The organism is Enterobacter soli ATCC BAA-2102 (assembly GCF_001654845.1).
In the GTDB taxonomy this organism is placed as follows: domain Bacteria; phylum Pseudomonadota; class Gammaproteobacteria; order Enterobacterales; family Enterobacteriaceae; genus Enterobacter; species Enterobacter soli.
Map to the genome: position 1 here is coordinate 1 of NZ_LXES01000059.1, position 7,678 is coordinate 7,678.

Genomic DNA, 7,678 nt, shown 5'->3' on the forward strand with positions numbered 1-7,678 from the left:
TCCTGATGACACCCGTCATCCCCTTAACCCGGAACCCCGTTTCTGAACACTTAATCCGTTTCCTTTAAGGACACTTTTATGACCAAACTCAACGCTGTCAAACTGGCCCTCGCTGCCGTGGTGCTCTCCACCGCGTACAGCGCTTCCGCCGCCACCCTGACCGTCAACGGCACCATCACCCCGCAGACCTGCACCATTGCCGCGGCGAACATCAACCAGACCGTGACCCTGCCGACCGTCGGTCCGTCTGACCTGCTCAACGCCAGCAACCTGTCACCCGTGACCTTCCAGTTCGGCCTTTCCGGCTGTGATGCCTCCTACAGCACCGCCGCCGTCACCCTCGGCGGCACCACCGCCGCTTCTGACGTGACCGGCTTCACCTCCGTCGTCGCCAGCACCGGCACCGCCACCAACGTCGGCATCGGTATCATCGGCGGCACCAGCGTCGGCTCCTTCCCGGCCGGCCCGCTGCCGGTGGGTACCCTGAGTGCCACCGCCCCGCTGACCGGGACCACCTCCAAGGCCGGCACCCTGTACCTGAAGGCGCAGATTGTGCCGCTGGTACAGGCCACCACGGCCGTGGCCGGTACCGTGGTCGGCACCGCCACGGCGACCTTCACCTACGCGTGATGCGTGGACTGTAACACGCTGCTCTGATGCAGTGCCGCCCCCGTGTTTCACGGGGGCATATCCGGCTCCACACCGCCCGTTATTCTTGTGCCGTTTCTTTACGGCGCGGTCCCTTATTGTCTGAAATCCTGTTGGGGTTGTCATGTCATTACGCTGCTGTCGTCCTGCTTACCGGGGTCACCCCCTGATGTCGTCCCTGTCCGGGACATCCCTGCCGGCCTGCCTGCTGGCCCTGTTATCTGTTTTCCTCACGCTGCCGGCACAGGCCGTCGCCGCAGAGCCCACGTCCCTGCAGGCCGGAAAAGTGACCGGCGGCATCGCCGTCGGGGCCACGCGGGTCGTCTATAACGAAGCCGATAACGGGGCCGTGGTGCGCGTTATCAATACCTCCACCATTCCCTTCCTTATCCAGACCTGGGTGGAAAGCTATAAGGGCTACGGCGCCGAGAAAACCGCCGAGCTGCCGAAAGGCACCTTTATCACCACCCCGCCGCTGTACCGTCAGGATAAAGGGGAGAACAGCGTGCGTATTGTCAGGGCGCGCGGTGACTTCCCCCGCGACCGGGAGTCCGTGTTCTGGCTGAACATCAAGTCGATTGCCGCCAGTGAAAAACCGTCTCCGGACACCAACTACGTGCAGTTTGCGTTCAACACCCGCATCAAGCTCTTTTACCGTCCGGCCGGACTGCCGGGAAAACCGTCCGAAGCTTACAAAACCCTGACCTTTTCCCGCCAGGGCAACACCCTCACTGCCACCAATCCCACGGTCTATAACGTGACCGTTAACAGCCTGAAAGTGGGGGGCGTGACGGTGGAGGACGCTGACCAGCGCATGGTCCCGCCGAAGGGCACACAGTCCTGGACGCTGCCGGAAAAGGCACACGGCAATGCCGTCACCTGGGTCTCCCTGAACGACTTTGGCGGGCTGACGCCGGCCCTCACGGTGACCGCACGGTGATGCCACCCGCGGGACGCGGTCCTGCGGGGATGACACTTTTCTGCTGAACAGGATCTGATTATGCGTGATGTGTTTTTCCCGGGCGTGATGGCCCGGCATGACCCGGACACCGGACGGCGCCGGCTGGCAGTCCTGATAATGCTGCTCTGCGGGGCCGCCGCCGGCCCGGTGCAGGCGGAGGATTACTTTAACCCGGCCCTGCTGGGGCTGGGGACGTCCGGAACCGGCAGTGACAGGCCCCGCACGGACGGAATAGATGAGGCGGCGCTGGCCCGTCTTGCCCGCGGTGAGCAGCTGCCCGGGATCTACCCCGTGGAGATCCGCCTGAATGATACCTATGTTGAGTCCCGCGACGTGGCCTTCCGGGAGGTGCCCGGCACGGGACGCCTCGCCGCGGCGCTGTCGGTGAACGATGCCCTCTACCTGGGGCTCCGTGCATCAGCTTTTGACGGCAGCGGCATTCAGACCGACCCGGAGCATGCCGCCATACCGGTCCCCGGCCTGCTGGAGGCGGTTCCCGGTGCACGGGCCCGTTTTGACTTTGCCCGCGGCCGGCTTGACCTGACGGTCCCGGAGATTTACCTGGCCCGTGAGGAGAGCGGGGCGGTGGATGCGCGCTTCTGGGACGAGGGGCTGACGGCGGCCATGACGGACTACAACTTCAGCGCCAGCCACACCCGGGCGCGGGGCGCGGACAGTGCCGGTCGCGACGGAGGCGGCAGCTACTTTCTGTCGCTGAACAACGGCGTCAACCTCGGCGCCTGGCAGCTGCGCAACTTCTCCACCCTGACCCTCAACACGCTGACGCGCAGCACCGACAGGACCGACAGCGGCGTGAGCCGGACCACCCGGAACTGGAATGCGATCAACACCTGGGTTCAGCGACCGGTGGCGCCGGTGAAAGGGCTGCTGACCGTGGGGGACGGTTACACCCCGTCCGAGGTGTTTGACAGCGTGCAGTTCCGCGGTGTGCAGCTGGCCTCTGATGATGACATGTATACCGACCGGCAGCGCAGTTTTGCCCCGGTCATCCGCGGAACGGCCAGCAGTAACGCCCGGGTGACGGTAAGCCAGAACGGCAACGTCATTTATCAGACCACGGTGGCCCCGGGGCCGTTTGAAATCAGCGACCTGAACTCCTCCTCACTCAGCGGTGACCTGTACGTCACGGTGCGGGAAGCGGACGGGACCACGCACAGTTTTGTACAGGGATTTTCTTCGGTGGCGGTCATGCAGCGTGAGGGGCAGTTACGTTATGGCCTGACTGCCGGCCGCTACCGCAACAGCGGCCAGGAAAGCCGGACCCCGCAGTTTGCCCAGGGCTCCCTCATCTACGGTCTGCCGTATGACATCACCCTGTATGGCGGGGGGCTGTTCAGCGATGACTATCAGGCCTGGAGCCTGGGCAGCGGGACGGGACTGGGGGTGTTCGGCGCGCTGTCCGCCGACGTGACGCAGTCGTACGCCGTACTGCCCGGTGACCGGCAGAGTGACGGCCAGTCCTGGCGTCTGCGTTACTCCAAGGGGGTGCCGGAGACCGGGACCACGGTCACCCTGGCCGCCTACCGCTATTCCACGCAGGGGTACTACAGCTTCCGGGATGCCAGCGTGCTGGCCGGGAACAACAGCACGGTCACCTCCTGGACGCCGGACGGCGTGTGGAGCACGCCCGTCATCAACGGCCGTTCCCGTCAGTCACTGGAGCTGAACCTGACCCAGCGGCTCGGGGACATCGGCTCCCTGTCGCTCAGCGGCAGCCGGAAAACCTACTGGGACCTGGACGACGACCAGCGGTCCGTCTCCCTGAACTACAGCGTGACGGCCCGCCGGGTGAGTTACAGCCTGGGGTACATGCTGAGTGCCTGGCCGGGGTCAGACCGTAAAAATGACCGTCAGATCAGCCTGAACATCCAGCTCCCCCTGCAGGACTGGCTGATGGGGAGTGAGTGGCCGCACAGCCTGTGGGCCAACTACGGCATGACGCATGACGATACCGGCCGCACGGCACACAGCGCCGGGATAGGGGGAACCGCCCTGGAGGATAACCGCCTGTCATGGGGGGCCAGCCAGTCGCTGGTCTCGGGGGGGGAGAACGGCGTGAAGGACACGAACAACGGGGCGCTCAACGGCAGCTACAGCGGCGGACGGGGCAAGGTGTCAGCCGGCTACAGTTACGGCCGTGACCAGCAGCAGCTCAGTTATGGCCTGCAGGGCGGGGTGGTGGCCACCCGTTACGGCGTGACGCTCTCCCAGTCCCTGGGGGAGACCCTGGCTCTGGTGCGGGCACCGGGGGCGGACGGGGTACGGGTGGAGAACACCACCGGGGCCCGGACCGACGGGCGCGGGTATACGGTCATGACCAGCCTTCAGCCCTACCGGCGCAACCGGGTGAGTCTTGACCCGCTGTCGGCCGGTCCGGAGGTGACCCTGGGGATCAACAGCCAGACGGTGACGCCGCTGCGCGGCGCTGTGGTGCTGGCCAGCTTCACGACGGCGGTGGGCCGTCAGGTCCTGTTCACGCTGACGCGTCACGGCAGCCCGCTGCCGTTCGGGACCACAGTCACCCTGGTGCAGGCGCACAGCGACAGTGATGCGCAGGGGCAGCGAATGGGGATCGCCGGCGATGCCGGCCAGGTGTACATGAGCGGCATGCCGGATGAGGGCATCCTCAGCGTCGCCTGGGGCGAAGGGGCCGAAGGCCAGTGCCGTATTCCCTACCGGCTTACCGCAGCAGACATGGCCGCCGCAGATGCGGAGCGCTTACCCGTCATTCAGCAGGGAGAATGCCCGTGAAACTGAATCAACTGATGTCCCGCCCCGTCGCCTGCCGGCGGGCGGCGGGTACCGTACTGCTCCTGACCGGACTGCTGTGGGGGACCGCCGCGCAGGCGGCCGGCTGTACCGGATGGGGCACGGATACCGAGCGCTACCTGGACATAGCCATCGGTGACCTGAGCATTCCGGCGGGCTCAACGCTGGCCTCTGTCTCCTGGTCGGAAGTGCTGAGCGGCTCCTCTGCTGCCGCAGCGCTTTACTGTACCGATGATGGCGGTCAGCCGGTTACGAACACCACCTGGACCTGGCTTGCCGGCGGAAACAGCGGAGACCTGTGGACGCGCTCGGGTGAAACAGCGGGGATTGGCCTGCGCCTGACTGCAAACCGGACGGACGGGGTGCAGTCAGGCATCAATGCGGCGGACGGGGTCAAAACAACCGGCGGATTTAACTGGAATTCTCTGACCTGGCGTGTGGTCCACACCAGCGGTGTGGTGGATATCTCACAGGCCATGTTCAGCCCGGGGCCGCTGCTGAAAGGTACCCTGACGATGCCAGACGGCACGACCCGGACACTGACAATCCGTAACACAACGACGCCGCGGGTGGTACCGGAGTGTGTGGTCGACAGCATACCGGCCGTGGAGTTTGGCAACGTCAGCATGCTGCGTTTTGCGTCTGTCGGGGATGCCGGTCCGCAACGGTCCTTTACGGTGGGCGTGACCTGTCCGGCCAACATTCAGACCAGCGGCATGACGCTGAGCCTGACGGCGGCACAGACGGACAGCAGCGACCCGACGCTGCTGGGAAACAGCGGAACCGCCACCGGCATCGGCGTGGAGGTGGTGGACGGTAACGGCAACCGGGTGAATGCCAACGGGAGCGTGGCAGGGGCGGGGTTCGTCACGTCGACGTCACAGACCTGGGGAGTGCGGTTTGTGCGTACCGGCCCCGTGAGTGCCGGTACGGTACGGGCCACCGCCACGATTAATGTGACCGTGCAGTAAAGAGGATAACACCAGGGGAACGCGGCCGGGGCGTACCGTTGACGCCCTGACCGTCTCCGATAACAAGAAAGCAGCAGTAGGTCTTGTCCGTCACTCGTATACCCGACGCGATGCGGACACTTTGCACCGGCCGGTTCAGCGTCCGGCCGGCGCATTTTTTTACATGCTTCACCCCGCCGCCCCGCGCGGTCACGGAGGTACTGAATGTCCGACCTGAACAACCTCACCCTGGTCATCCCCGTACCGCAGCAGGTGCGTTTTGGCGGAAAGCGCTACGCCCTGTCGATGGTGTTTGAGCCGGTCCGGCGGACAGACGGCCGTCTTGTTGCGGTGGAGATGCTGTCGCGTCTGGCGGACGCCGGCACACCGGGCGAGTGGTTGTCCCCGGAAGCGTTTTATGCGCGGGCCGCAGCCACCCAGTTACGTCTGGCGCTGCACGCCCAGGTGCACTGCCTGCAGGCCTGCCTGCCGTGGCTGCAGGCAAAAGGGGTGCTTGCCACGCTGAACATTAACCGGTCGCTTGCCGCACTCGTGCTCCGCGACCTGTGGGTCCGCGACCGCCTGCATGACATGCAGCCGTGGCTGCGTCTTGAAATCAGTGAGTATTTTTTAGGCGGTGAGGATGATGCGTCCCTTCTGGACGGGCTGAACAGGCTGGCGCCGCTGTGGCTTGACGACTTTGGTACCGGCAGCACCAGCCTGTCGGCCCTGATGGCCCGCCGCTTTGAGGTTATCAAGCTGGAAAGGACGATGTTCACCACGCTTGCGGCGACGGAGGACGGCCAGGCGCTGCTGGCGAGTATGAACCGTTTTGCCCTGCGGTACGGGGCACGGATGCTGGCCGAAGGGGTGGAAACGAAGGTGCAGTATGCGCAGGTGTCCCGCGCCGGCATGTGGGCGGGGCAGGGCTGGCTCTGGCCGGCGGTGAGTGCCGGGGGTCTGCTGACGGTCCCGGTACAGGTAACAGGTGTGAGTACACGTTCATCACGGGAGGCAGACACATGAAAAAAAGTGATACCGGAACGGAAAAGAAGAGGCATGACGGGGAAAAACACCAGCCCCTGTATATCAGGATAGCGCAGTGGGGTCTGGCGCTGGGACGCCCCTTCACGGCGCAGGAGATGGCGGTGGAGTTTGGTCTGAGCGCGGTGAAGGCGCACGGCATGATGCACTATATCTGCGGACAGGGAGAGGCGCGGGTGAGCGTGCGGCGAACGTGGCGGCAGGGGCTCACACCGATGAAGAGGGAAGTGATGGACACGCTGGAGATACTGGCCGTGGTGGAGTCCGCTCCGGCGAAACGGCGTGCGCGAAAACGTCCGCCGGAGAGCAGCTCAGCCGGACTGCAGGGGGTGTGGCAGATGCTGGCCCGCGAACGGCGGAAGGGGGGGGTGTCATGAAAGACAGTCGGATGAGGCGGGCGGGGTGGCCGGTCTGCCTGCTGGTCACGGCAGGGCTGTGCGTGCTTCCGGGCCAGGAAAGGGGGCGCGTTGCGCCGGGCTGTCAGCCGGTGCTGCCACGCGGTGCAGTGATGGTCATCGCCCCGGCAATACAGATAAGCCTGCGCGGGTCGGCGGGGGATGAGGTGTATTCCCTGTACCCGGAACGGGACGGAGAGGGGGCGCTGACGATGGAGCGTCTTCAGGGAGAGCGGCGGGGGGGCGTGCATGCGCGGACGTAGAGGGCAGGAGACGGAGCCGGGCCCGCCGCGGTATGTGGCAGTGGTGGACGGGAATGCGGCGGGCAGGACGGGGCTCTCGGCACTGCTGAGGTCGCAGCCCGGGTGCCATGTCCTGGCGGAGGTGGGCTCAGCAGAGGCGTTCTGGCGGGTGCCGGGCGGGCGGTTGTGGAAGCTGGATGAGGTGCTGGTTCATGTGTGCTCGCTGGCGGGGGCACCGCAGTCAGGGCGGGTGTTTATCCGCCAGGTGAGGCTGCTGCTGCCGGGGGTACGCGTGCGGGTGCTGTGGTCGGAGGGAGCCGGGGCGGAAGGCGGGGTGGCGTACGGTGCCCCGCTGAACACGCTGCGGGAGGCGCTGGGTGAGGGAGGGCGGCGGAAAGGGGGTGCGGTGACGCCGCTGACGGCGGGGGAATGGCGGGTGCTGACGGGCGCAATGAGTGGCGTGCCGGTGCAGACGCTGGCGCGTCAGACGGGGAGGAGCGTGAAGACGCTGTATGGTCAGCGTTACAGCGGACTGAGGCGTCTGGGGGTGAGGCGTCTGCCGGCGCTGCTGACGGAGGTGCCGGCACGGGATGAAGGGTGAGACAGGCGGGGGCTTGACTTGTAAGAAACCACATTTATAAGAAAAAG

Annotated in this window: 7 protein-coding genes; all 7 read left to right on the forward strand. The window is 65.6% G+C overall.

Annotated elements, in window-relative coordinates; translation table 11 throughout:
- Positions 1-78: 78 nt before the first annotated feature.
- The 7 genes from M987_RS23410 (at position 79) to M987_RS24825 (ending at position 7,631) form a co-directional block, all read left to right on the forward strand.
- Positions 79-630, forward strand: a complete 552-nt coding sequence (locus tag M987_RS23410) for a fimbrial protein (protein ID WP_014063909.1) — start codon at positions 79-81, stop codon at positions 628-630.
- Between the two features lie 187 nt (positions 631-817).
- Positions 818-1,588, forward strand: coding sequence for a fimbrial biogenesis chaperone (locus tag M987_RS23415; protein WP_014063930.1), 771 nt, complete (start codon positions 818-820; stop codon positions 1,586-1,588).
- A gap of 60 nt (positions 1,589-1,648) precedes the next feature.
- The gene (locus M987_RS23420; protein WP_014063929.1) at positions 1,649-4,381 is read left to right on the forward strand and encodes a fimbria/pilus outer membrane usher protein; all 2,733 of its coding nucleotides are present in this window, start codon (positions 1,649-1,651) and stop codon (positions 4,379-4,381) included.
- The gene (locus M987_RS23425) at positions 4,372-5,370 is read left to right on the forward strand and encodes a fimbrial protein (protein WP_014063928.1); all 999 of its coding nucleotides are present in this window, start codon (positions 4,372-4,374) and stop codon (positions 5,368-5,370) included. The genes M987_RS23420 and M987_RS23425 overlap by 10 nt, the downstream gene beginning before the upstream one ends.
- 204 nt (positions 5,371-5,574) lie before the next feature.
- On the forward strand, positions 5,575-6,375 hold the full coding sequence (locus M987_RS23430; RefSeq protein ID WP_014063913.1) for an EAL domain-containing protein: 801 nt from the start codon (positions 5,575-5,577) through the stop codon (positions 6,373-6,375).
- Entirely contained in the window at positions 6,372-6,770 is a 399-nt protein-coding gene (locus tag M987_RS23435) for a hypothetical protein (RefSeq protein WP_014063914.1), read from the forward strand. Before M987_RS23430 ends, M987_RS23435 begins: the two co-directional genes overlap by 4 nt.
- A 696-nt stretch (positions 6,771-7,466) precedes the next feature.
- Positions 7,467-7,631, forward strand: a complete 165-nt coding sequence (locus M987_RS24825) for a hypothetical protein (protein ID WP_157506106.1) — start codon at positions 7,467-7,469, stop codon at positions 7,629-7,631.
- Positions 7,632-7,678 lie beyond the last annotated feature (47 nt).

Excerpts from the sequence above, each read along its gene's own strand:
- M987_RS23410 (WP_014063909.1), top strand. The coding sequence starts at position 79 with ATGACCAAACTCAACGCTGTCAAACTGGCCCTCGCTGCCGTGGTGCTC.
- M987_RS23415 (WP_014063930.1), top strand. The coding sequence starts at position 818 with ATGTCGTCCCTGTCCGGGACATCCCTGCCGGCCTGCCTGCTGGCCCTG.
- M987_RS23420 (WP_014063929.1), top strand. The coding sequence starts at position 1,649 with ATGCGTGATGTGTTTTTCCCGGGCGTGATGGCCCGGCATGACCCGGAC.
- M987_RS23425 (WP_014063928.1), top strand. The coding sequence starts at position 4,372 with ATGCCCGTGAAACTGAATCAACTGATGTCCCGCCCCGTCGCCTGCCGG.
- M987_RS23430 (WP_014063913.1), top strand. The coding sequence starts at position 5,575 with ATGTCCGACCTGAACAACCTCACCCTGGTCATCCCCGTACCGCAGCAG.
- M987_RS23435 (WP_014063914.1), top strand. The coding sequence starts at position 6,372 with ATGAAAAAAAGTGATACCGGAACGGAAAAGAAGAGGCATGACGGGGAA.